The 22,833-nt window shown below is 70.4% G+C and carries 23 protein-coding genes, 1 pseudogene and 1 riboswitch; of the genes and pseudogenes, 10 read left to right on the forward strand and 14 right to left on the reverse strand.

The features are described from left to right. The 4 genes and pseudogenes from J0695_RS17800 to J0695_RS17815 form a co-directional block, all read right to left on the reverse strand. Positions 1–612, reverse strand: a pseudogene (locus J0695_RS17800) (hypothetical protein); the annotation flags it as partial. 51 nt (positions 613–663) lie between these two features. Further along, positions 664–1,581, reverse strand: a complete 918-nt coding sequence (gene metF / locus J0695_RS17805; RefSeq protein ID WP_206963064.1) for a methylenetetrahydrofolate reductase [NAD(P)H] — start codon at positions 1,579–1,581, stop codon at positions 664–666. Positions 1,582–1,670: 89 nt separating this feature from the next. After that, positions 1,671–2,327, reverse strand: a complete 657-nt coding sequence (thiE, locus tag J0695_RS17810; RefSeq protein WP_206963065.1) for a thiamine phosphate synthase — start codon at positions 2,325–2,327, stop codon at positions 1,671–1,673. Positions 2,328–2,432: 105 nt separating this feature from the next. Further along, positions 2,433–2,798, reverse strand: a complete 366-nt coding sequence (locus J0695_RS17815) for an Rv2175c family DNA-binding protein (RefSeq protein ID WP_206963066.1) — start codon at positions 2,796–2,798, stop codon at positions 2,433–2,435. A gap of 96 nt (positions 2,799–2,894) precedes the next feature. On the opposite strand from J0695_RS17815, the gene J0695_RS17820 reads away from it, so the two are divergent. Then, the gene (locus J0695_RS17820) at positions 2,895–3,692 is read left to right on the forward strand and encodes a class I SAM-dependent methyltransferase (RefSeq protein WP_206963067.1); all 798 of its coding nucleotides are present in this window, start codon (positions 2,895–2,897) and stop codon (positions 3,690–3,692) included. Here J0695_RS17820 and J0695_RS17825 read toward each other — a convergent pair. Together J0695_RS17825 and J0695_RS17830 are read right to left on the reverse strand one after the other, a co-directional pair. Next, positions 3,613–4,818, reverse strand: coding sequence for an NAD(P)/FAD-dependent oxidoreductase (locus tag J0695_RS17825; RefSeq protein ID WP_307798670.1), 1,206 nt, complete (start codon positions 4,816–4,818; stop codon positions 3,613–3,615). The genes J0695_RS17820 and J0695_RS17825 overlap by 80 nt on opposite strands. 28 nt (positions 4,819–4,846) lie before the next feature. Continuing rightward, positions 4,847–5,188 (reverse strand): avidin-fold protein, encoded by a 342-nt coding sequence (locus J0695_RS17830; protein WP_206963068.1) that lies wholly within the window; start codon positions 5,186–5,188, stop codon positions 4,847–4,849. A gap of 51 nt (positions 5,189–5,239) precedes the next feature. After that, positions 5,240–5,352, forward strand: a riboswitch (TPP riboswitch). Here J0695_RS17830 and thiO point away from each other — a divergent pair. From thiO to J0695_RS17855, 5 genes are all read left to right on the forward strand, one after another. Beyond that, the gene (gene thiO / locus J0695_RS17835; protein WP_206963069.1) at positions 5,350–6,495 is read left to right on the forward strand and encodes a glycine oxidase ThiO; all 1,146 of its coding nucleotides are present in this window, start codon (positions 5,350–5,352) and stop codon (positions 6,493–6,495) included. It overlaps the preceding riboswitch by 3 nt. After that, complete coding sequence (gene thiS, locus J0695_RS17840; protein ID WP_206963070.1) at positions 6,492–6,692, forward strand: sulfur carrier protein ThiS; 201 nt, start codon at positions 6,492–6,494, stop codon at positions 6,690–6,692. Before thiO ends, thiS begins: the two co-directional genes overlap by 4 nt. Positions 6,693–6,694: 2 nt before the next feature. Next, a complete protein-coding gene (locus J0695_RS17845; RefSeq protein ID WP_206963071.1) occupies positions 6,695–7,489 on the forward strand; it encodes a thiazole synthase in 795 nt (264 codons plus the stop codon). A 221-nt stretch (positions 7,490–7,710) separates the two neighbouring features. Next, the gene (gene pknB / locus J0695_RS17850) at positions 7,711–9,636 is read left to right on the forward strand and encodes a Stk1 family PASTA domain-containing Ser/Thr kinase (RefSeq protein WP_206963072.1); all 1,926 of its coding nucleotides are present in this window, start codon (positions 7,711–7,713) and stop codon (positions 9,634–9,636) included. An 8-nt stretch (positions 9,637–9,644) separates the two neighbouring features. Continuing rightward, the gene (locus tag J0695_RS17855; RefSeq protein WP_206963073.1) at positions 9,645–10,496 is read left to right on the forward strand and encodes a deoxyribonuclease IV; all 852 of its coding nucleotides are present in this window, start codon (positions 9,645–9,647) and stop codon (positions 10,494–10,496) included. Between the two features lie 243 nt (positions 10,497–10,739). Here J0695_RS17855 and J0695_RS17860 read toward each other — a convergent pair whose 3' ends face one another. Beyond that, positions 10,740–11,339, reverse strand: coding sequence for a sulfite oxidase-like oxidoreductase (locus J0695_RS17860; RefSeq protein ID WP_206963074.1), 600 nt, complete (start codon positions 11,337–11,339; stop codon positions 10,740–10,742). A 154-nt stretch (positions 11,340–11,493) separates the two neighbouring features. Between J0695_RS17860 and bfr the strand changes: the two genes are divergently transcribed. Continuing rightward, positions 11,494–11,976 (forward strand): bacterioferritin, encoded by a 483-nt coding sequence (gene bfr / locus J0695_RS17865; protein WP_206963075.1) that lies wholly within the window; start codon positions 11,494–11,496, stop codon positions 11,974–11,976. A gap of 7 nt (positions 11,977–11,983) precedes the next feature. On the opposite strand, the gene J0695_RS17870 is transcribed toward bfr, so the two are convergent. Together J0695_RS17870 and J0695_RS17875 are read right to left on the reverse strand one after the other, a co-directional pair. Beyond that, complete coding sequence (locus J0695_RS17870) at positions 11,984–12,235, reverse strand: (2Fe-2S)-binding protein (protein WP_206963076.1); 252 nt, start codon at positions 12,233–12,235, stop codon at positions 11,984–11,986. Between the two features lie 141 nt (positions 12,236–12,376). Continuing rightward, complete coding sequence (locus J0695_RS17875) at positions 12,377–13,717, reverse strand: class II 3-deoxy-7-phosphoheptulonate synthase (protein ID WP_206963077.1); 1,341 nt, start codon at positions 13,715–13,717, stop codon at positions 12,377–12,379. 269 nt (positions 13,718–13,986) lie between these two features. On the opposite strand from J0695_RS17875, the gene J0695_RS17880 reads away from it, so the two are divergent. The 3 genes from J0695_RS17880 (at position 13,987) to J0695_RS17890 (ending at position 17,944) form a co-directional block, all read left to right on the forward strand. After that, a complete protein-coding gene (locus J0695_RS17880) occupies positions 13,987–15,909 on the forward strand; it encodes an N-acetylmuramoyl-L-alanine amidase (RefSeq protein WP_242552816.1) in 1,923 nt (640 codons plus the stop codon). A 10-nt stretch (positions 15,910–15,919) separates the two neighbouring features. Then, on the forward strand, positions 15,920–15,976 hold the full coding sequence (locus J0695_RS45670; RefSeq protein ID WP_206963125.1) for a trp operon leader peptide: 57 nt from the start codon (positions 15,920–15,922) through the stop codon (positions 15,974–15,976). A 99-nt stretch (positions 15,977–16,075) separates the two neighbouring features. Next, entirely contained in the window at positions 16,076–17,944 is a 1,869-nt protein-coding gene (locus J0695_RS17890; protein ID WP_206963079.1) for an anthranilate synthase family protein, read from the forward strand. A gap of 14 nt (positions 17,945–17,958) precedes the next feature. Here the strand turns inward: J0695_RS17890 and J0695_RS17895 are convergent, their stop codons facing one another. The 5 genes from J0695_RS17895 to J0695_RS17915 form a co-directional block, all read right to left on the reverse strand. Beyond that, positions 17,959–18,963, reverse strand: a complete 1,005-nt coding sequence (locus tag J0695_RS17895; protein WP_206963080.1) for a 2-hydroxyacid dehydrogenase — start codon at positions 18,961–18,963, stop codon at positions 17,959–17,961. Positions 18,964–19,090: 127 nt separating this feature from the next. After that, positions 19,091–20,119, reverse strand: a complete 1,029-nt coding sequence (locus J0695_RS17900; RefSeq protein WP_206963081.1) for a 6-phosphofructokinase — start codon at positions 20,117–20,119, stop codon at positions 19,091–19,093. A gap of 67 nt (positions 20,120–20,186) precedes the next feature. After that, on the reverse strand, positions 20,187–20,864 hold the full coding sequence (locus tag J0695_RS17905; protein ID WP_206963082.1) for a response regulator: 678 nt from the start codon (positions 20,862–20,864) through the stop codon (positions 20,187–20,189). Then, positions 20,861–22,063, reverse strand: a complete 1,203-nt coding sequence (gene macS, locus J0695_RS17910) for a MacS family sensor histidine kinase (protein WP_206963083.1) — start codon at positions 22,061–22,063, stop codon at positions 20,861–20,863. The genes J0695_RS17905 and macS overlap by 4 nt, the downstream gene beginning before the upstream one ends. A 27-nt stretch (positions 22,064–22,090) precedes the next feature. Next, positions 22,091–22,816, reverse strand: a complete 726-nt coding sequence (locus J0695_RS17915) for a lysophospholipid acyltransferase family protein (RefSeq protein ID WP_206963084.1) — start codon at positions 22,814–22,816, stop codon at positions 22,091–22,093. Positions 22,817–22,833: the final 17 nt, after the last annotated feature.

The following is a 22,833-nucleotide window of genomic DNA, read 5'->3' on the forward strand; positions in this document are numbered from 1 at the left end:
GCCCTGCTGGCCCTGCTGCTGGTCGTAGCCGGAGTAGGCGTCGTGATTCCCGTACTGGGCCTGCGCGTTGGCCCCGAAGGCCGCCTCGCTGTATATGCCGTATTGCCCGGTGTCGTCCGGCATCGGCTGCGGGGCGTAGACCGCGGCGGGGTCGGCGGCCATGGCGCTGCCGTACGCGGGCGCATCGAAGGACGCGGTCTCGAAGCCCTGCGTCTCGAATCCGGGTGCCTCGAAACCGGGTGTCTCGAAGCCCGAAGTGCCGTAACCGGTCTGTTCGTACGAGAGGTCGGAGACCTGGAGCGTCGGCTCCTGTGCGTCCGACTCACCACCGCCCCTGCGACGGCGGCTGGCCCCGGGGCCGCCGCCGATCGCCCAGCCCGTGGAGAACCCGCGGCGGAAGGACATCGTGACGTAGGTCTGGCCGAGCGCGAAGGTCACGGCGCCGAGCGCGATCACGAGCACATTGGCCAGGAGCACACCGATGACCACACCGAGGAAACCGACGAAGGCCACCAGACGCCAGCGCAGCCGCGCCTTGTACTGGAGCAGCACCTCGCCCAGCAGCCACAGTGCGACCAGCCCGAACGCGATATAGAGGACCGTCCAGCCCATGCCCGCCCCTCTCCTACGGCCGCCGCCCGGGTGTGGGGCGGGTACAGCCGGTCACGACTGCTGGTGCAGTCCGAGATTCTCGTAGATTTCGAGGGTCGCCGTGGAGTTGTTCAGCGTAATGAAGTGCATCCCGGGGACTCCCTCGGCAAGCAGCCTCGCACAGAATTCTGTGGCGAACTCGATGCCAATGGAGCGTACAGCCGCGGGGTCGTCCTTGGCGGCGAGGATGCGATCTTTCAGTACGGGCGGGAAGACCGCGGTGGAGAGCTGCGGCAGCCGCTCCAGCATCCGGACCGTGGTGACCGGCATGACCTCGGGGATGATCGGAGTCTCGCAGCCTGCGGCGGAGACGCGGTCACGCAGCCGCAGATAGCTCTCCGGGTCGAAGAACATCTGCGTGATGGCGTAGTCGGCGCCCGCCCGGCACTTGTCGACAAAGTGACGGATATCGCTGTCCCAGTCCGCGGAGCGCGGGTGCATCTCGGGGAAGGCGGCGACGCCCACGCAGAAGTCGCCGGACTCCTTGATGAGGCGGACCAGGTCGGCCGCGTACAGCACGCCCTGGGGGTGCTGTACCCACTCGCCGAGCGGGTCACCGGCCGGGTCGCCGCGCACGGCGAGGATGTTGCGGATCCCCGCGTCGGCGAACTGGCCGATGATGTTGCGCAGTTCGGCGACGGAGTGGTCCACCGCCGTGAGGTGCGCGACCGGGGTGAGCGTGGTGTTCGAGGTGATCTGCTCGGTGGCCCGCACAGTGCCCTCGCGCGAGGTGCCGCCCGCGCCGTACGTCACGGAGACGAAGCTGGGCGCCACCGCCTCGATACGACGCAGCGCGTTCCACAGGTTCCGCTCGCCCTTCGCGGTCTTGGGCGCCGGGAACTCGAAGGAGTACGACGTCTTACCGGTCGCGAGATAGTCGCGCACGGTCCGTGCGCCGTCAGTCCTGGTGGAAGCTGTGCCGAAGGCCATGTCCGCAGCGTAGTCAGGGCCGACCTCCCACCCAACCGAAGCCCTACGAATTGCCCTCTTTGTCCGTTACTTGTCCACGCTTCGGACACTTAAGAGTTACGGGCCCTGACCCTCTTCGCGAGATCCGCCGCCGCCGCTGCCGGGTCGTCCGCCTCGGTGATCGCCCGTACGACGACGACCCTGCGCGCGCCCGCGTCCAGCACCTCGTCGAGGTTGGCCGCGTCGATCCCGCCGATGGCGAACCAGGGGCGCAGGGTGGTGAGCGCGGCCGCGTACCTGACAAGCCCGAGCCCGGGGGCGTACCGGCCGGGCTTGGTCGGGGTGGGCCAGCAGGGTCCGGTGCAGAAGTAGTCCACGCCGACCTCGGCCGCCGCCGCGTCCACCTCGGACTCGGCGTGCGTGGAGCGGCCGATCAGTACGTCCCGGCCGAGGATCGCGCGGGCCGCGGGGACCGGGAGGTCGCCCTGGCCCAGGTGCAGCACGTCGGCGCCGATGGCGTGGGCGACGTCCGCGCGGTCGTTCACCGCGAGGAGCTTGCCGTGCCGGCGGCAGGCGTCGGCGAAGACCTGGAGGTGCTCCAGTTCCTCGGCGGCCTCCATGCCCTTGTCGCGCAGCTGCACGATGTCGACACCGCTCGTGAGGACGGCGTCGAGGAACTCGGGGAGGTCGCCCTGGCGCTTGCGTGCGTCCGTGCACAGATACAGCCGGGCATCGGACAGCAGCTCAGGAGCTTGTGCCGTGGACATCGAGCGTTCCCCCATGGGTGGTGCGAGGTGCGGTCAGGGATGCGGGTGTACGGACCGGACACTGCGGCCCGGTCCGTACACCCTTGCACCCTTGGTCTTTCTCGGTCAGAGAGCGAGCGCCTGGGCCCGGCGCTTCACCTCCGTACCGCGATTCTCACTCAGGGCCTGCGCCGGGGTACCCGGCAGGGTCTCGTCCGGAGTGAAGAGCCACTCCAGCATCTCTTCGTCGCTGAAGCCGTCGTCCCGCAGGACCGTCAGGAGCCCGACGAGGCCCTTGACGATCTGTCCGTCGTCAATGAAGGCGGCGGGCACCTGGAGCGCGCGGTTCTCACCACGGCGCACGGCGATCAGCTGGCCTTCCCGCACCAGCTGACGCACCCGCGTCACCTCGATGTCGAACTTTTCGGAGATGTCGGGGAGGTACAGCCACGCAGGGACGAGAGCATCGATGTTTGCGTCAATCTCGGTCACGGGACAAGCCTGCCATCTGAGACTGACAGTCGATACCCGGGCTGCTCCTGAGGTGCGCATGGAGCACGCCAATGTTCGGATCGGACCATGGAATGCGTGCCTCCGATCAGCGGAATCAACGGGACCGGCGAGATCCTGGTCACATCCCGCCCTCTCGACGAGTACTGCGCGCTGTTCGGCCTGACCAGGGCGTCCCTGGCCCGCGCCCTCGCCGCGGGACCGCTGCTGGACTGCCCCGGCGGGGCGGCCGGCCTGGTGGCCGAGGTGCGGCAACTGGGCGGCAGGGCCGTGGCGGTGGATCCGCTGTACGCGGCGATGGACACGCTCCCCGGCCGCGCGCTGGCGGCCCGGGCCGCGATGGAAGCCCAGCTGGTGGCCGCCCCCGAGGTCTCCCCTGCCGCGCTGAGCGGCCGCCCCGGGGCGTATCTGCGCAGCTGGGACCGGGCCAGGGCGTTGTTCGCCGCGGACGCGGACCGCCATCCCGGTGATTACGTCGCGGCCCGGCTGCCCCGGCTGCCGTTCGCCGACGGCGTCTTCGGGACGGCGCTCAGCTCATTTCTGCTCTTCGCCTATCCCGGGGTCTTCTCCCCCGCCGACCAGCTGGCCGGGCTGCTCGAACTGGTCCGGGTGACCGCCCCCGGCGGCGAGGTGCGGGTCCATCCGCTGCACGACGCGCACGGCCGCCGCTGCCCGCACCTGGACGAGCTGCGCTTCGCGCTCGGCGGGCACCGGGTGAGCAGTTCGCTGCTGCGTTTCCCCAGGCCGGGCGACGGGCGGACGCGCACCGTGCTCGTACTGCGCCATGCCCGTCCGGCTAGCGGACCACGGCCGCCTTCAGCGGTACGGAAGGATCGGGGATCCGCGCCTGGTCCAGTACGGCACCGGACTCGATGAGCTTGCGCCCCTGCGCCAGATCGCGGGGACGCCCCACGGCGAGCACCGCGACCAGCCGGCCCTCGCGCAGCCAGCACACCGACCACGAGGGGCCCAGGCTGTCACCGCGCCAGAGCATCGTGTCGGCGGACGCGTGGTGGCCCGCGTACTGGACGAAGCGGCCGAACTGCTCGGACCAGAAGTACGGCACCGGGTCGTAGGTCTCGGGGACCGCCCCGATGATGTTCGCCGCGACCGTGCGCGGCCCCTGCAGCGCGTTGTCCCAGTGGTGGATGAGGAGCCGCTCGCCGTACCGGCCGGAGGGGAAGGAGGCGCAGTCCCCGACCGCGTACACCTCGGGGAGCGAGGTCCGCAGCTGTGCGTCGGCGGTGACCGCGGCGTCGGGGCCCAGCGCGATCCCGGAGCCCGCGAGCCACTCGGTGGCGGGCCGTGCGCCGATACCGACGACCACGGCTCCGGCGGAGAGCCTGCGGCCGTCCGCCAGGACGACCGTTCCCGGTTCGATCTCCAGGACCCGTGCGTCGGTGAGGAGTTCGACGCCGTTCTCCGCGTACCAGTCGGTCATGGGCGCGGTGATCTCGGCGGGCAGCGCGCCCGCGAGGGGCCGCCCGGCCGCCTCGACCACGGTCACCGTGCAGCCCGCTTCGCGTGCGGCCGTCGCGAACTCCGCGCCGATCCAGCCCGCTCCGACGACCACCACGTCCTGCTTGGCGGCGAGGACCGGCCGCAGCCGTCCTGCGTCGTCGAGCGTACGGAGCAGATGGACACCAGGGACGCCTTCGGTGCCGGGGAGTGCCACCGGGTACGCGCCGGTGGCGATGACGAGGGTGTCGTACGGGACGGGGCCGGCCTCGGTGTCCAGCTCACGGGCCTGCGGGCGTACACCCTTGACCTCGCGCCCCAGGAGCAGTTCGACGCCGAGCGCCTCGAAATCGACGTCGAAGGCGGAGCTCTCCGCCGTGCCGAGCAGTACCGCCTTGGAGAGCGGTGGCCGGTCGTACGGCTGGTGCGGCTCGGCCCCTATCAGCGTGACTTTCCCGCCGAAACCCTGTTCACGCAGGGCCACGGCGGTCTGCACGCCCGCCATTCCGGCGCCGACGATGATGACTTTCCTCTGCTCGCTCACCCGGCCACCTTAACTATCTGACGGACCGTCAGGAAAGGGACTGTTCGACGACGCTCGTCCCGCTGCCCTCCTGGGATTCCCACTCCCAGGTCTCCTCCAGCCGGATCCGCCCGTCGGGGAGCTCGACGACGGCCGAGGCGCAGTGTCCCGACGAGGTCCGTCCGTCCTGTTTGAGCTGGACATAACGGAAGTCGAGCCGGTCCCCCGCGCGCGTGCCGACGAGCCGCCCGTGCACGATGTCGCCACCCTCGTACTCGGCCCAGATCCGGCCCCCGCGCTCGTGGTACGTGAAGCGGGTCCGGGTGCCGACCTGGCCGGGGGCCTGGTCCGCGACCGGAGAGAGGACGAGTCCGTCGAGCGACCGTGCCACAGCGAATGCTCCCTTACTGCACCTTGGGGCCGGGGTTTAGGGTGGCCACCGTAGAACACTCGCGGGAGCCCGGACGTACCGGGCTGAGAGGGAGGCTGGGCGGCCTCCGACCGTACGAACCTGATCCGGGTCATGCCGGCGAAGGGAGGGGCTGGACACCCATGCATTCACGTAACTCTTCAGATGTCCTCGTGGTCGGAGGCGGGATCATCGGTCTCGTCACGGCCTGGCGGGCCGCGCAGCGCGGTCTGCGGATCGCGCTCGCCGACCCCGAGCCCGGCGGCGGGGCCGCACAGGTCGCGGCGGGCATGCTCGCGGCCGTCACCGAGCTGCACTACGGCGAGGAGACCCTGCTCGCCCTCAATGTGGCCTCCGCCGAGCGCTATCCGGCCTTCGCCGCGGAGCTGGAGGAGGCCTCGGGGCGCGACATCGGATACCGCGCCTGCGGCACCCTCGCCGTCGCCCTGGACTCGGACGACCGCGCCCACCTGCGCGAACTCCATGCCCTGCAGCGCCGCTCGGGCCTGGAGTCCGAGTGGCTCACCGGGCGCGAGTGCCGGCGTCTCGAACCGATGCTCGCGCCGGGCGTACGCGGGGGCCTGCGGGTGGACGGCGATCACCAGGTCGACCCGCGGCGGCTGGCCGCGGCGCTGGTGGTGGCCTGCGAGCGGGCCGGGGTCGTCTTCCACCGCGGCTGGGCGGAGCGGCTCTCCGTCGTGGGGGACCGGGCTGTCGGCGCGGTTCTCGCCGACGGTACGGAGCTCGCCGCCGACCAGGTGGTGGTGGCCGCGGGCAGTCTCAGCGGAAAGCTCGCCGGCGTACCGGTGCGACCGGTGAAGGGGCAGGTCCTGCGGCTGACGGTGCCGCGTGCGTACGCGCCCTTCCTCTCCCGGACGGTGCGTGCGGTGGTCCGCGGCAGCCACATCTATCTCGTACCGCGCGAGAACGGCGAACTCGTCGTGGGCGCGACCAGCGAGGAGCTCGGCTGGGACACCACGGTCACGGCGGGCGGAGTGTACGAGCTGCTGCGCGACGCCCACGAGCTCGTCCCCGGCATCACCGAGCTCCCGCTCACCGAGACCCGGGCGGGCCTGCGCCCCGGCTCCCCCGACAACGCGCCGCTGCTCGGCCCGACGGAGGTCCCCGGGCTGCATCTGGCCACCGGGCACTTCCGCAACGGGGTGCTCCTCACCCCGGTGACCGGCGACGTGATGGCCGAGTTGCTGGTCACCGGCGAACTTCCCCAGGAGGCGCGGCCGTTCACGCCACGGCGCTTCTCCGCCGTACGACAGGAGCAGTCCGTATGAACGTGTCGGTCAACGGGGCCGCGCGCGACCTCACACCGGGGATCACCCTCGATCTGCTGGTCGCCGCCCTCACCGCGGCCCCCTCCGGGGTCGCCGCGGCCGTCAACGAGACGGTCGTGCCGCGCGGGCAGTGGCCCGCCACCGCGCTCGGCGACGGCGACCGCGTCGAGATCCTCACCGCAGTCCAGGGAGGCTGACCATGGCTGACGACTGCCTGACCATCGGCTCCACGACCTTCACCTCGCGTCTGATCATGGGGACGGGCGGCGCGCCCAGCCTGGACATTCTTGAGCGCTCGCTCGTCGCTTCCGGCACCGAGCTGACGACGGTGGCGATGCGGCGCCTCGACCCGACGGTCCAGGGTTCGGTCCTCTCCGTACTGGACCGCCTCTCGATCCGGGTCCTGCCGAACACGGCGGGCTGTTTCACGGCGGGCGAAGCGGTGCTGACCGCGCGTCTGGCGCGTGAGGCGCTGGGCACGGACTGGATCAAACTGGAGGTGGTCGCGGACGAGCGCACGCTCCTTCCCGACCCGATCGAGCTGCTGGACGCCGCCGAGATCCTGGTCGACGACGGCTTCACGGTCCTCCCGTACACGAACGACGACCCGGTCCTGGCCAGGAAACTGGAGGACGTCGGCTGCGCGGCGATCATGCCGCTGGGTTCGCCGATCGGCTCGGGGCTCGGCATCCGCAACCCGCACAACTTCCAGCTGATCACGGAGCGCGCCGGGGTCCCGGTGATCCTGGACGCGGGCGCGGGCACGGCGTCGGACGCGACGCTGGCGATGGAGCTGGGCTGCGCGGCGGTGATGCTTGCCTCGGCGGTGACGCGGGCGCAGGAGCCGGTGCTGATGGCCGAGGCGATGCGGCACGGTGTGGAGGCGGGGCGGCTGGCGTTCCGCGCGGGCCGCATCCCGCGCCGGCACTTCGCCGAGGCGTCGTCGCCAGTGGGAGGTCTGGCTGCGCTGGACCCGGAGCGCCCCGCGTTCTGAGCCCCCGGGGCTCCGCCCCGGACCCCGGTCCTCAATCGCCGGACGGGCTGAAAATGCCCGCGCGTGTCGCCCCACACCGGGCAGATCAAGCCCGTCCGGCGATTGAGGACATCTTTCCGGGGTCCGGGGCGGAGCCCCGGCCTGTCACAGGTCGGCTTCAGTACGGCACCGACCGCACCGGGCCGGACCAGGCTGTCAGCCCCGCCTCGTAGACTCGCTCCGTGGATACGACCCTCCAGGACCCCCTTGTCGGGCAGCTGCTCGACGGCCGCTACCGAGTAGAGGCGCGCATCGCCGTCGGTGGCATGGCCACGGTCTACCGGGCCGTCGACACCCGCCTCGACCGCGCGCTCGCCCTCAAGGTGATGCACCCCGCCCTCGCCGCAGACGCCGCCTTCGTCGAGCGGTTCATCCGCGAGGCCAAGTCCGTCGCGCGCCTCGCGCACCCCAATGTGGTCGGCGTCTTCGACCAGGGCGCTCAGGGCGCCTACGTCTATCTGGCGATGGAGTACGTCGCCGGGTGCACCCTGCGCGATGTGCTCCGCGAGCGCGGCGCCCTGCAGCCGCGCGCGGCCCTGGACATCCTGGAGCCGGTCCTGGCCGCGCTCGGCGCCGCCCATCGGGCCGGTTTCGTCCACCGCGACATGAAGCCGGAGAACGTCCTGATAGGGGACGACGGCCGGGTGAAGGTCGCCGACTTCGGTCTCGTACGGGCCGTGGACACGGTGACGAGCACCACAGGCACCCTCCTGGGCACCGTCTCCTATCTGGCCCCCGAGCAGATCGAGCACGGTACGGCCGACCCCCGTGTCGATGTCTACGCCTGTGGTGTCGTGCTCTTCGAGATGCTGACGGGCGCCAAGCCGCACACCGGCGAGACCCCGGCCCAGGTCCTCTACCGCCATCTCAACGAGGACGTGCCGCAGCCGTCCGCCACCGCCCCCGGCCTCGCGCCGGCCATCGACGACCTGGTCGCGGCCGCGACCGCCCGTAACCCCGCACTCCGTCCTTACGACGCGGTGGCGCTCCTCGGCATGGTCCAGGAGGCCCGTGCCACGCTCACCGACGCGCAGCTGGACGCGGTCCCGCCGCAGGCCAGGACCGTCGAGCAGGGCGGCACCGAGGACCGTACGAGCGTGATCCCGCGCGCCCTGCCCGCCGAGTCCGTCCAGGACGCCGTCCACCGCACCAGTCGCCTGGAAATGGCACCCCAGGCGCCCCAGCCGCCGCATCCGGCGCGGCCCGCGCGGCAGCGGCGCGGCCGGAGGGGACCGATCGCCCTCGTCACCGCCGTCCTGCTCGTCCTGGGTCTCGGCGCCGGCGTCTGGTACATCAACTCGGGCCAGTTCACGCACGTACCGTCGCTCCTCGGGCAGACCCAGAAGGAAGCCGAGTCACGGCTGGCCTCCGCAGGGATCGACGTCAAGAAGGTCGACCGCGGCTACAGCGACACCTACGCCCGCGGCACGGTCATGGACTCCGACCCCGATTCGGGCCAGCGCGTCCGCGACAACGTCTCGGTGACGCTCACCGTCTCCGACGGCCCCCGGACCGTGAAGGTCCCGGACGTCACGGGCAGGACGCTCGCCGACGCCACGGCCGAGCTCAAGGCGAAGGGCCTGGCCCCGGGCCTGGTGACCCGGGAGTTCAACGACGACATCGACCAGGGCAGCGTCGTCAGCACGGACCCCGCGCCCGGCACCGAGCGCCGGACGGACTCCGCCGTGGCCCTCACCGTCTCCAAGGGCTCGCCCGTCGATGTCCCCGGAGTGATCGGCGAAACCGAGGACGACGCCCGGTCCGCCCTGGAGGACGAGGGGTTCAAGGTCGAGATCGCACCGGCCCAGGTCAACTCCCCCGAGGAGCCCGGCAGCATCGCCGAGCAGTCCGTGGCCGAAGGCACGCAGGCGGCCACGGGCGACACGATCACCCTCACCGTCTCCAAGGGCCCCGAGCTCGTCGACGTCCCCGATGTCACCGGCGAGAACGTCGCCGACGCGACGAAGGACCTCAAGGAGGCGGGCTTCGAGGTGAAGGTCGACCGCTCCTTCCCCTTCCTCTCCGACACCGTGACGGGCCAGTCCGTCGACGGTGGGGACCAGGCCCTGCAGGGCTCCACCATCACCATCAAGACCAAGGGACTCTGATCCATCCCATGCGCAACCCCATCGGCGGCCATGTCCCCGTGGCCGGCGGCCTCGCCAAGGTCGGTCTGACGTACGCACGCGAGCTCGGCGCGGAGACCGTCCAGGTCTTCGTCGCCAATCCGCGCGGCTGGGCCACCCCGCCCGGCAACCCGGCGCAGGACGAGCTGTTCAGGTCCGAGTGCGAGGCCGAGTCGATCCCCGCGTACGTCCACGCCCCGTACCTGATCAACTTCGGCTCGCACACCGAGGCGACCGTCGAGAAGTCCGTGGAGTCGCTGCGCCACTCGCTGCGGCGCGGCCGGGAGATCGGCGCGCTGGGCGTGGTGGTGCACACCGGTTCGGCGACCGGCGGCCGTCCCCGTCCGGAGGCGCTCGCGCAGGTACGCACCCATCTGCTGCCCCTGCTCGACGAGCTGACCCACGACGACGACCCGTTCCTGCTCCTGGAGTCGACGGCCGGCCAGGGCTCCTCGCTCTGCTCGCGGACCTGGGACTTCGGCCCGTACTTCGAGGCGCTGGACTCCCACCCGAAGCTGGGCGTCTGCCTGGACACCTGCCACATCTTCGCCGCGGGCCACGACCTCGCGGGCCCCGGCGGGATGAAGCAGACCCTCGACCTCCTCGTGGACACGGTCGGCGAGGGCCGTCTCAAGCTGATCCACGCCAATGACTCCAAGGACGTGACCGGCGCGCACAAGGACCGTCACGAGAACATCGGCGCAGGTCACATCGGCGAGGAGCCCTTCCGTGAGCTGCTCTCCCACCCGGCCACCGAGGGTGTTCCGCTGGTCATCGAGACTCCCGGCGGCAAGGAAGGACATGCGGCGGACGTGGCGCTGCTGAAGTCGCTGCGCCCTTGAGGGAATACCCCAGGGGGGTATACGGTTCCTGTCATCGACAGGAACCGTTGTCCGGTTATGGGGGCCACACCATGCAGCACGACACACACGCCGAGCACACGCACCACGACCACGCGGCGCACCGACACCAGGACCGCGAGGAGGACCCCGGCGGTCGCACCCCAGTCCCAGGCCCTCCGGGTCTGCGCAGGAAGGGGCCTGCCGCCGCCGACCCCGGTCAACGTGCCGGGAGACGTAACTCCCCTACAGCTCCGGACCTTCGCCCGGCTCCTCCTGATAGGAGTAGCGCTGCTCGCGCCAGGGGTCACCGAGGTTGTGGTAGCCGCGCTCCTCCCAGAAGCCGCGGCGGTCCGCCGTCATGTACTCGACGCCGCGGACCCACTTGGGGCCCTTCCACGCGTACAGATGCGGCACCACCAGGCGCAGGGGGAAGCCGTGTTCGGCGGTGAGCAGGTCACCGGCCTTGTGGGTGGCGAAGACCGTGCGCTCGGCGACGAAGTCCTCGACCCGCAGATTGGCGCTGTAGCCGTACTCGGCCCAGACCATGACATGGGTGACATCGGGTGCGGGCGGTGCCAGCTCGGTGAGCGTACGGGCGAGTACGCCACCCCATTCGGCCCCCAGCATGGAGAATTTCGTGACGCAGTGCAGATCGGCGACGACCGTGGAGAACGGCAGGGCCGAGAACTCCTCGTGGTTCCAGCAGTGCTTGTCGCCGTCGGCGGTGGCCCCGAAGACCCGGAATTCCCAGCGCTCGGGCTTGAACTTCGGGACGGGTCCGTAGTGCGTCACCGGCCAGCCACGCTGCAGCCGTTGTCCCGGCGGAAGCTCGGACTGATCCATGCCTCCATGGTGACAGACAGCACGGGGTGGTCATGACCAGCGTCCCGCCGATCCGGGCAACTCCGACTAAGCGTGTACTTACTGGACGGCCCCGGAGCGCGGTGCGAGGATGCGCGGAACCTGCCTGGTTCACCGTTTGGAAGGAGCCTCTGCGATGCAGGGCGACACCGAGGTCATCGAGTTCCTCAACGAGCAGCTGACCGCCGAACTCACCGCCATCAACCAGTACTTCCTGCACGCGAAGATGCAGGAGAACTTCGGTTGGACGAAGCTCGCGGCGTACACCCGCTCCGAGTCGATCGACGAGATGAAGCACGCGGAGTTGCTGACCGACCGGATCCTCTTCCTGGACGGTCTGCCGAACTACCAGCGACTCTTCCACGTGCGGGTCGGTCAGACGGTCACAGAGATGTTCCAGGCCGACCGCCAGGTGGAGGTCGAGGCCATCGACCGCCTCAAGCGGGGCATCGAGGTCATGCGCGCCAAGGGCGACATCACCTCGGCCAATATCTTCGAGTCGATCCTCGCGGACGAGGAGCACCACATCGACTATCTCGACACCCAGCTGGAACTGGTGGAGAAGCTCGGCGAGCCGCTCTACATCGCCCAGCTGATCGAGCAGCCGAGCAGTTCCTAGGCCAGGGCTAGGCGGCTTCGGGGAACTCGAAGCGCTCCGGCTCGGCGGCCGGCGCCGGTGCGCCCTGCTCGATGAGCTCGCGCTGCGGGCAGGCGCCCCTGCCGAGCAGAGCCTGGATCCGGCGTACGCAGCCACCGCAGTCGGTGCCGGCCTTGCAGGCGGAGGCTATCTGGCGGGGGGTGCAGGCACCCGCGTCCGCGTGCTGCTTGACCTGCTTCTCGGTGACGCCGAAGCACGAGCAGACGTACACGCGGTTCACCTCCCGGCGGGATCGATAAGTGACGCCCGTCCCGATTAATCGGTGAGGCTAACCTAACCTTACCCGCCGCGTGGAAGACGCAAAAGGGCCGTGGGGCCCGGATCGATGTGATCCGCGCCCCACGGCCCTTTTCCCTTGTCCCTACTGGTCGCGGTACATCTCGGCGACCAGGAACGCCAGGTCCAGGGACTGGCTGCGGTTGAGGCGCGGGTCGCAGGCCGTCTCGTAACGCTGGTGCAGATCGTCAACGAAGATCTCGTCGCCGCCGCCCACGCACTCGGTGACGTCGTCACCGGTGAGCTCGACGTGGATGCCGCCCGGGTGCGTGCCCAGCGCCTTGTGGACCTCGAAGAAGCCCTTGACCTCGTCGAGCACGTCGTCGAAGCGGCGGGTCTTGTGGCCCGAGGCGGCCTCGAAGGTGTTGCCGTGCATCGGGTCCGTGATCCAGACGACCTGGGCACCGGAGGCGGTGACCTTCTCGACCAGGTTCGGCAGGTGGTCGCGGATCTTGCCCGCGCCCATCCGGACGATGAAGGTCAGCCGGCCGGGCTCGCGGTCGGGGTCCAGACGCTCGATGTAGGTGAGCGCGTCCTCCGGCGTGGTGGTCGGGCCGAGCTTCACACCGATGGGGTTGCGGATCTGCGCCGCGAACTCGATGTGCGCGTGGTCGAGCTGCCGGGTGCGCTCGCCGATCCAGACCATGTGGCCCGAGGTGTCGTAGAGCTTGCCGGTACGGGAGTCGGTGCGGGTGAGCGCCGACTCGTAGTCGAGCAGCAGCGCCTCGTGCGAGGCGTAGAACTCGACCGCCTTGAACTCGGCCGGGTCGGTGCCGCAGGCCTTCATGAAGTTCAGCGCGTTGTCGATCTCGCGGGCGAGCTGCTCGTAGCGCTGTCCGGAGGGGGACGACTTCACGAAGTCCTGGTTCCAGGCGTGCACCTGGCGCAGGTCGGCGTAACCGCCGGTGGTGAAGGCGCGGACCAGGTTGAGCGTGGAGGCGGAGGCGTTGTACATCCGCTTGAGGCGCTCGGGGTCCGGGATACGGGACTTCTCGTCGAAGTTGAAGCCATTGACGGAGTCGCCGCGGTACGTCGGCAGGGTCACGCCGTCGCGGGTCTCCACACCCTTGGAGCGCGGCTTGGAGTACTGCCCGGCGATGCGGCCGACCTTGACCACCGGCACGGAGGCCGCGTAGGTCAGGACAGCGCTCATCTGGAGCAGGGTCTTCAGCTTGGCCCTGATGTGCTCTGCGGACACGGCGTCGAAGGCCTCGGCACAGTCGCCGCCCTGGAGCAGAAACGCTTCGCCCTTGGCGACGGCTGCCAGGCGGGCACGCAGCTGGTCGCACTCGCCCGCGAAGACGAGCGGCGGATACGACTCGAGGTCCGCGATCACATCGCGCAGAGCCTCGGCATCGGGGTACTCGGGCTGCTGCGCCGCGGGAAGGTCTCGCCAGGTGTTTACGTTCACGGTCACGCGCTCCACATTACGGGGTCGTGTCCACTGCTTTACGCACTGCTCAGTGAGTGAGACACCGTCCGATTCCTCCCGATAATGCTAGTCTCGCGGCCTTTCAGGAGTGATCCAGGCGAGCGTTGAGGTGGGCGTTGAACCGGAGACATCGAAAAGACGGCAGAAAACAGCTTCTGGCCTGCGCCGCAGCGACGGCGGTGGCGGCGGCCTGCGCGATCGGGACGGTCGCGGCCGCCTCGCCCGTGACGTCCGCGAACGGGAGATCCGCGGCCGACACGCCGATGCAGTCACAGTTCTCCGAAGCGGCGCGGGAGTTCCACGTACCGCTGGGCGTGCTCATGGCGGTCTCGTACCGTCAGACGCTCTGGGAGACGCACGGCGGCAGGCCGAGCACCACCGGTGCGTACAACGTCATGGGGCTGACCCGGGTGACCGCGCAGGACCTGGCGCAGCCCGGCGCCGACGACCTGCTCGCGCACTTCAATCTGAGCGGCGACCCGGCCGTCATGAAGAAGTTCGACGCCGGCCGCGCCCTCAGGGGCGCCCGGGCGGCCGTCGACACCACCGATCCCCGGCTGCACACCCTGGACAGGGCCGCCCGGCTGATCGGCGCCCCGGCGGACTCGCTGCGGACGGACTCCGCCCGGAGCATCCGCGCGGGCGCGGCCCTGCTCGCCGCGTACCAGCGCGAGGCGGGCGGCCCTCCGGGGAAGGACCCCGGCCAGTGGTACCCGGCCGTCGCCCGCTTCAGCCAGTCGCCCGACGCCGAGGGCGCCCGGCTCTTCGCGGAGCGCGTATTCGACTCGGTCAGGACCGGCGAGAGCCGGCTGACCGCCGACGGGCAGCGGCTGACGCTCCCCGCCGACCCCAGGGTGTCCCCGGCGGAACCGGCACAGACGTCCCCCCTCGCGAGGCACGCGAGCAGCGCCGCGGCCCCGAAGCCCGAGTGTCCCGCCCGTCTCAGATGCACCTTCGTCCCGGCCGGATACGCGGCGAACTCAGCCCCCGACGACTACGGCGACTACAACGTCTCCCGGCGCCCGGCCAACGGCCAGGACATCCGCCAGATCGTCATCCACGACACGGAGGGCGGCTACGAGGGCTCCCTCAGCTACTTCGGGAACCCCGCCGTCTACGCCTCCGCCCACTATCTGATCCGCGCCTCCGACGGCCTGGTCACCCAGATGGTGCGGACGAAGGACGAGGCCTGGCACTCGGCCAACAAGACCGTGAACATGCACTCCATCGGCATCGAGCACGAGGGCTACGCCATCAAGGCGGGCAGCTGGTACACCGAGCCGCAGTACGAGTCGTCGGCAGCCCTGGTGAAGTATCTGGCGGCCCGCTTCGCCGTCCCGCTGGACCGCGAGCACATCATCGGCCACGACGAGGTGCCCGGCGTCCTGGACTCCGGCATCGCCGGCCAGCACTGGGATCCCGGCCCCTACTGGGACTGGAACCACTACATGTCGCTGCTCGGCGCGCCCGTCCGCGCCACCTCCGCCTCCGCGGGCGGCCCGCTCAAGGCGGGGCAGCTGATCCGTTACGTACCGCCGTTCACCGGCGCCAACCGCCCCAGGGTGACCAACGACGGCAAGGCCGTCGCCGCCCGCCCCGCCAACTTCGGCTACCTCTACACCGCGCCCTCCACCCGGGCGGCCGTCGTCAAGGACCCGTACCTGGGCTCACCCCTCTGGAGCGACGGAGCGAACTGGGCCGACAAGGCCGTCGCGGGGAGCGCGTATGTCGTCGCCGAGGTGAGGACCGGCTGGACGGCCATCTGGTACGGCGGCCACAAGGCCTGGTTCGCCAACCCCGGCGGCCGGTTCACCGTGCCCGCGGGCAAGACCTCCCAGCAGGTCGTCACGGCCCGGCCGGGAGCCGCCTCGGTCCCCGTCTACGGCCGCGCCTACCCGGAGAAGGCCGCGTACGCCTCCACGAAGGTCCCCGTCCAGACGAGCAACTCCGCCTCGCTGACGAAGTACTCGCTCCCCGCGGGCCAGAAGTACGCCCTCGCCGGCGCCGCCGTGACCGGCGACTACTACTACGGCGGAACCGTCGACGGCAAGGGCCCCGGCTCCCGCACGCTGGTCAAGGGCACCAACACCTTCTACCCGATCCGCTACAACCACCGGATCGCCTGGGTGAAGGCGTCCGACGTCCGGAAGGTCGCGAGCACCGCGCCGCGCGCACCGATGCGCTAGGGTCGGCCCCATGTTCACGCAGACGAACCAGAACTGGTGGTGGCCCGCTCATCCGGCGGCCCACTGACTGCGCGTACACACTTCGCGAAGGCCGCCCGGGAGGGCGGCCTTTTCCGTTTCCACGGGCCGTTCCTCTCCACTCCGTCACCCGGAAGGAACCGCCCCCATGATCGTCCAGAAGCTGCTCGGCGACGACTGCCCGCCCTTCGCCCTGCTGCGCCGCCGCACGCCCGGCCGCGACCACGACACCGTGGAGCTGCTCATCGGCCCCGTCCACGAGGTCGAACGCCTCGCCGACATCCCCGACCAGGCACTGGCCCTGGTGCCGTTCCGGCAGATCAGGGAACGCGGTTTCGATGTACGCGACGACGGGACGCCGCTGTCGGTGCTGGTCCCCGACGAGACGTACGAACTCCCCCTCGACCAGGTGCTCGCCGAACTCCCCGCGCACGACGTACGGGTGGAGGGCGGCGCCTTCGACGTCGGTGACGAGGAGTACGCGGGCATCGTCCGCCGGGTCATCGAGGACGAGATCGGCCGGGGCGAGGGTGCCAACTTCGTCATCAGGCGTACGTACACCGGCGAGATCCCCGGCTTCGGCAGAGCCGACGCCCTCGCCCTCTTCCGGCGGCTGCTCACCGGCGAGCAGGGCGCGTACTGGACGTTCGTCGTGCACACCGGCGACCGGACCCTGGTCGGCGCGAGCCCCGAGGTGCATGTGCGGATGTCCGGCGGGACGGTCGTCATGAACCCCATCAGCGGCACCTTCCGCTACCCGCCCGAGGGCCCGACCGCCGAGGCGCTGCTCGACTTCCTGGGCGACCGCAAGGAGACCGAGGAGCTCTCCATGGTGGTCGACGAGGAGCTGAAGATGATGTGCACGGTGGGCGACATGGGCGGGGTGGTGATCGGGCCGCGGCTCAAGGAGATGGCCCATCTCGCCCACACCGAGTACGAGTTGCGGGGTCGCAGCTCCCTCGACGTGCGCGAGGTGCTGAAGGAGACGATGTTCGCGGCGACCGTCACCGGGTCCCCGGTGCAGAACGCCTGCCGGGTCATCGAACGCTACGAGCCCCTCGGGCGGGACGGTGTCGGGCGCGGCTACTACGCGGGCGCGCTGGCCCTGGTCGGGCGGGACGCGGGCGGCGCCCAGACCCTGGACTCGCCGATCCTGATCCGTACCGCCGACATCTCCGGCGACGGCCGGCTGCGGGTCCCGGTCGGGGCGACGCTCGTACGGCACTCGGACCCGGCGGGCGAGGTCGCCGAGACGCACGCCAAGGCGGCGGGCGTGCTGGCGGCGCTGGGAGTACGGCCCGGGCGCCCCGCCGGCGAGGCGCAGCGACCACGGCTGGCGGACGACCCCCGGGTGCAGGCGGCGCTGGACGCACGGCGGGCGGACCTGGCGCCGTTCTGGCTGCGGATGCAGGACTTCGCGGCGGACCTGAGCGGGCACGTGCTGGTGGTGGACGCGGAGGACACCTTCACCTCGATGCTGGCGCATCTGCTGCGGGGTTCGGGCCTGGAGGTGTCGGTACGGCGCTACGACGAGCCGGGGCTGCGCGATGCGGTCCGTGCCCACGAGGGGCCCGTGGTCCTCGGCCCAGGACCCGGGGACCCGGCGGACGCCGCCGATCCGAAGATGCGCTTCCTGCGCGGGCTGGCGGCCGAACTCCTCCGTGACCACCGGGGCGGTCTGCTCGGGGTCTGCCTCGGCCATGAGCTGATCGCGGCGGAGCTTGGCCTGGATCTCGTACGCAAGGACGTGCCGTACCAGGGCGCCCAGGAGCGGATCGACTTCTTCGGGCGCCCGGAGACCGTCGGCTTCTACAACTCCTGGACGGCACGGTGCGACGAGCAGGCAGCGGCCGAACTGGCCCTGCACCGGGTCGAGCTGAGCCGCGATCCGGCGAGCGGTGACATCCACGCACTGCGCGGTCCCGGCTTCGCGGGCGTGCAGTTCCACCCGGAGTCGGTACTGACGCTGGACGGGGCGGCCATCACCGCGTCGCTGCTCGCTGCGGTGCTGGTCTAGGAGGGTGTCCGGCATCACTCCTTGGGCGCGGCGGGGACCAGAGTGTTCTCGCTGCGCCTGCCGGCCTCGAAGTCCTCGACGTTCTGGACGGTGGCGTCGACGATCTGGCCCACCGCGTCCACGGTGTAGTACGCCTGATGCGAGGTGACCAGCACGTTCGGGAAGGTCACGAGGCGGGCGAGGGTGTCGTCCTCGACGACCTCCAGGGACTTGTCGAGGAAGAAGAGCCCGGCCTCGGCCTCGTACACATCGAGCCCCACACCGGCGAAGCGGCCCTGGCGCAGCTCGTGGACGAGTGCCTCGGTGTCGATGAGCCCGCCGCGGCTGGAGTTGATGAGGATCGCGTCGTCCTTCATCGACCGCAGGGCCGCGGACCCGATGATGTGGTGGGTCGAGGGCAGCAGCGGGACGTGCAGGCTGATCACGTCGGACTCGACGAGGAGCTGGTCCTTCTCGACGTACTTCATGCCGAGCTCCACACAGGCCGGGTTCTCCGCGACGTCCCAGCCGAGCAGGTTCATGCCGAAGCCATGGGCGATTCGGGTGAAAGCCTCGCCGATCTTGCCGGTGCCGATCACGCCCGCGGTGCGGCCGCGCAGGTCGCGTCCCATCAGCCCGTCGAGACGGAAGTCGAAGTCCCGGGTGCGGGCCGATGCGCGGACGATGCGGCGGTTGACCGCCATGGCGAGGGTCCAGGCGAATTCGGCGACCGAGTACGGCGAGTAGTACGAGACCCGGGCCACGGTGAGGCCCAGGTCCCTGGCGACGTCGAGGTCGATGTTGTTGAAGCCGGTGGAGCGCTGTGCGATCAGCTTCGTGCCGCCGGCCGCCAGGATGCGCAGCACCCGGGCGTCGAGGATGCCGTTGACGCTGGAGCTGACGACCTGGTGCCCGGCGGCGAGCGGCGCGGTGTCCTCGTTGAGAAAGGTGTCCAGGCAGTGGACCGGCCAGCGGCCCGCGAAGGCCGCTTCGATCAGCGGCTTCTCATCGGCCTGCACACCAAACGCAATGATTTCCACGCTGACTCCCGGAACGTACGACTATGGGCCGGATATCGCGAATATACGGCCCACAGCCCGGCCCCGCTCAGCCGAGGAATCCCTGCCCGAAGAGACCCTGTCCGAAGAGTCGCTGCCCGAAGAGTCCCTACCCGAAGAAAACGCTGACCTCGCTGTACAGCGCGGGATCGACCGTCTTGAGCCTGGCGGTGGCCTCCGCGATGGGGACGCGCACGATGTCCGTACCGCGCAGGGCGACCATCTTGCCGAAGTCCCCGTCGCGCACGGCGTCGATCGCATGGAGCCCGAAGCGGGTCGCCAGCCAGCGGTCGAAGGCGCTGGGGGTGCCGCCGCGCTGGACGTGGCCCAGGACGGTGGTGCGGGCTTCCTTGCCGGTCCGTTTCTCGATCTCCTTGGCCAGCCACTCCCCGACGCCGGAGAGCCTGACGTGCCCGAAGGAGTCCAGGGTGCCGTCCTTGAGCACCGCGTCGCCGTCCTTGGGCAGGGCCCCCTCGGCGACGACGACGATGGGTGCGTACGAGGCTTTGAAGCGGGAGGTCACCCAGGAGCACACCTGTTCGAGGTCGAAAGGCTGCTCGGGGATGAGGATGACGTTGGCGCCGCCCGCGAGTCCGGAGTGCAGGGCGATCCAGCCTGCGTGCCGGCCCATGACCTCGACCACCAGGACGCGCATATGGGATTCGGCGGTGGTGTGGAGCCGGTCGATGGCTTCGGTGGCGATGCCGACGGCGGTGTCGAAGCCGAAGGTGTAGTCGGTGCCCGAGAGGTCGTTGTCGATGGTCTTGGGGACGCCGACGCAAGGGACGCCGTACTCGTCGTTCAGCCGGGCGGCCACCCCTAAGGTGTCCTCGCCGCCGATCACGATCAGTGCGTCGACCTCCTGCTTCGCGAGGTTCTCCTTGACCCGGCGGATGCCGTTCTCCGCCTTGAGGGGGTTGGTGCGCGAGGATCCGAGGATGGTGCCGCCGCGCGGCAGGATGCCGCGCACCGCCGGGATGTCGAGCCGGACGGTGGCGCCTTCCAGGGGGCCCCGCCAGCCGTCCTTGAACCCGGTGAAGTCGTAGCCGTACTCCTGCACGCCCTTGCGGACGATGCCTCGGATGACCGCGTTGAGACCGGGGCAGTCGCCGCCTCCGGTCAGGACTCCGACCCGCATGGAACCACGTCCCTTCACTGTGGAAGATGTCGTGCTTCCCAAGCTACGGGTGAGGTGACCCACGTCACTAGGCGTCGTCCAGGCCTCGCTCTATCGCGTACCTGACGAGCTCCACGCGGTTGTGGAGCTGGAGCTTGCCCAGGGTGTTCTGTACGTGGTTCTGGACGGTGCGGTGGGAGATGACGAGACGCTCGGCGATCTGCTTGTAGCTCAGGCCCTTGGCGACGAGGCGCAGCACCTCGGTCTCACGGTCGGTGAGCTGCGGGACCTTGGGATCGTCGGACGTGGCGGGCACCGGGTCCGAGGCGAGGCGGCGGTACTCGCCGAGCACCAGGCCCGCGAGACCCGGGGTGAAGACGGGGTCGCCGACGGCGGTCCTGCGCACCGCGTCGGTCAGCTCCTCCGTACTGGCCGACTTCAGCAGATAGCCCGTGGCCCCGGATTTCACCGCTTCCAGTACGTCGGCGTGCTCACCGCTGGCGGAGAGGACGAGCACCCGCAGACCCGGGTAGGCGCCGACGAGCTCCTTGCAGACCTGGACGCCCGGCATCCCGGGCAGGTTGAGGTCGAGGACCAGGACGTCGGGGGCGACGGTCCTGGCTCTGCGGACCGCCTGCGGCCCGTCGCCCGCCGTGGCGACCACCTCGAAGCCCGCGGCGGCCAGGTCGCGGGCGACCGCGTCCCGCCACATCGGGTGGTCGTCGACGACCATCACCTTGATCGTCTGCTGTTCGCCCGCCGTCATCGGCCCCGCCCTGCCTTCACTCGTGGAACCTTCAGTTCAACTTCTGTGCCCTGACCCGGGACCGAGATCAGTTCGGCGCTGCCGCCCAGATCGCGCAGACGCCCGCGGATCGAGTGCGCGACACCGAGACGCCCTTCGCCCTCGGCCACGGCGAGCCGCCCCTCCGGGATGCCGGGGCCGTCGTCCCGTACGGTCACGATCACCTCGTCCGGCTCGTCCTCGACCAGGATCCAGGCCTGGGCGTCCTCTCCCGCGTGCCTGCGGACATTGTCCAGTGCGGCACTGACAGCGGACGCCAGCTCCGTCGCCGCGACGGCCGGGAGCATCACCGGGGCGCCGGGGTCCGAGAGCGTGATGCGCGACCCCGCGTGCGGAGCGAGGAGCGTCCGTACGTCGCAGGGAGCGTCCGCGTCGACCGCCGCCGGGTCGGACCCCTCCCCTGGCGGGCCTCCCTGCACCGGCAGGAGCCCGCTGGAGACCAGGGTCCGCAGGGCGACCTCCTGCTCCCCCGCCATCCTGCCCAGCTCGGCCGCCTCGCCGCCGAGCGAGGTCCCGCGGCGCTGCACCATGGCGAGCACCTGCAGGACGCTGTCGTGGATGCCCCGCGCCAGGCGCTCGCGCTCGCGGGTCGCCGCCTCGATCTCCAGGGCGCGGGCGAGGGTGCGCTCGGAGGCGCGGGCGACCTCGACGATGTAGCCGATGGCGATGGAGGCGATCCACACCAGCAGGATGTTGTGCAGGGTGTCCTGGGTGGGCCGGCCCCGCTCGACGATGTTCGCGACGGCGACCAGCGAGGAGGCGAATCCCGCCCAGCGCCAGCCGCCCTTGATGGCGAAGGCGATGACGGAGCCCGCGGTCCATATCGACGGGATGGTCGGGCCGCCCGCCACGATCCGGGAGTGGGCGTCGGCGACCGGGGTCAGCAGGATGCCGACGAGCGCGATGGTGAGGTCGGCGGCGAGGAAGCGCTTGGTGCAGCTGACGGCGTTCGCGACCCTGGGGAGCGTGGCCACGGTCCAGACGGCGAGCACCGCGAGGTAGCCGACGGCCACCCAGGGGCGTACGAACTTCTCCCAGGCGGAGCCGAACAGCACGATGGCGTACAGCATGGTCAGTACGCGGTAGCCGGTCAGCGCACGCCACAGCGGCTGCTCGACCGACATACGTATGACGCGCTCGCTTTTCTCTCGCCTGGACATGTCCCCCACCCCCATGGGCTGCTGCTTCTAAGCCTTCTCGGCCTTTTCTTCGGCCTTCTCCGCCTTGGCCGCGTCCGCGATCTGGCGCTTGGCCGCCGTCGCGTAGACGTCGACGTACTCCTGGCCGGAGAGCTTCATGATCTCGTACATGACCTCGTCGGTCACCGAACGCAGGATGAAACGGTCGCCCTCCATGCCGTGATAGCGGCTGAAGTCGAGCGGCTTGCCGATCTTGATGCCGGGCCTCATCAGCTTGGGCATCACCTGGCCGGGCGGCTGGATCTTCTCCGTGTCGATCATCGCGACCGGGATGACGGGCGCGCCCGTGGCCAGGGCCACCCGGGCGAGACCGCCCGGCTTGCCCCGGTAGAGGCGTCCGTCCGGCGAACGCGTGCCCTCCGGATAGATCCCGAAGAGACCGCCTGCCTCGATGACGTCGATACCGGCCTTGATCGCCGCCTCACCCGCGCCGCGCGCACCCGAGCGGTCCACCGGCAGCTGGCCGACGCCCTTAAAGAAGGCCGCGGTCAGCTTCCCCTTCACTCCCGGCGAGGTGAAGTACTCCGCCTTGGCGATGAAGGTGACCTTGCGGTCCAGGACCGCGGGCAGGAAGAAGGAGTCCGAGAAAGAGAGATGGTTGCTCGCGAGGATCGCCGGCCCGTCGGCGGGAATGTTCTCGATCCCCTCGACCCAGGGTCTGAAGGCCAGCTTCAGTGATCCCCCGATGGAGAACTTCATTGCGCCGTAGATCAACTCGGGTTCCTCCTGTG

The sequence above is a fragment of the Streptomyces beijiangensis genome, assembly GCF_017315755.1.
Lineage (GTDB): Bacteria > Actinomycetota > Actinomycetes > Streptomycetales > Streptomycetaceae > Streptomyces > Streptomyces beijiangensis.

What these genes read in the sequence shown, in the direction of transcription:
- metF (WP_206963064.1), bottom strand. Translation starts at nt 1,581, where the DNA reads ATGGCCTTCGGCACAGCTTCCACCAGGACTGACGGCGCACGGACCGTG.
- thiE (WP_206963065.1), bottom strand. Translation starts at nt 2,327, where the DNA reads ATGTCCACGGCACAAGCTCCTGAGCTGCTGTCCGATGCCCGGCTGTAT.
- thiO (WP_206963069.1), top strand. Translation starts at nt 5,350, where the DNA reads ATGCATTCACGTAACTCTTCAGATGTCCTCGTGGTCGGAGGCGGGATC.
- thiS (WP_206963070.1), top strand. Translation starts at nt 6,492, where the DNA reads ATGAACGTGTCGGTCAACGGGGCCGCGCGCGACCTCACACCGGGGATC.
- J0695_RS17845 (WP_206963071.1), top strand. Translation starts at nt 6,695, where the DNA reads ATGGCTGACGACTGCCTGACCATCGGCTCCACGACCTTCACCTCGCGT.
- J0695_RS17855 (WP_206963073.1), top strand. Translation starts at nt 9,645, where the DNA reads ATGCGCAACCCCATCGGCGGCCATGTCCCCGTGGCCGGCGGCCTCGCC.
- J0695_RS17860 (WP_206963074.1), bottom strand. Translation starts at nt 11,339, where the DNA reads ATGGATCAGTCCGAGCTTCCGCCGGGACAACGGCTGCAGCGTGGCTGG.
- bfr (WP_206963075.1), top strand. Translation starts at nt 11,494, where the DNA reads ATGCAGGGCGACACCGAGGTCATCGAGTTCCTCAACGAGCAGCTGACC.
- J0695_RS17880 (WP_242552816.1), top strand. Translation starts at nt 13,987, where the DNA reads ATGCAGTCACAGTTCTCCGAAGCGGCGCGGGAGTTCCACGTACCGCTG.
- J0695_RS17890 (WP_206963079.1), top strand. Translation starts at nt 16,076, where the DNA reads ATGATCGTCCAGAAGCTGCTCGGCGACGACTGCCCGCCCTTCGCCCTG.
- J0695_RS17900 (WP_206963081.1), bottom strand. Translation starts at nt 20,119, where the DNA reads ATGCGGGTCGGAGTCCTGACCGGAGGCGGCGACTGCCCCGGTCTCAAC.
- J0695_RS17905 (WP_206963082.1), bottom strand. Translation starts at nt 20,864, where the DNA reads ATGACGGCGGGCGAACAGCAGACGATCAAGGTGATGGTCGTCGACGAC.
- macS (WP_206963083.1), bottom strand. Translation starts at nt 22,063, where the DNA reads ATGTCCAGGCGAGAGAAAAGCGAGCGCGTCATACGTATGTCGGTCGAG.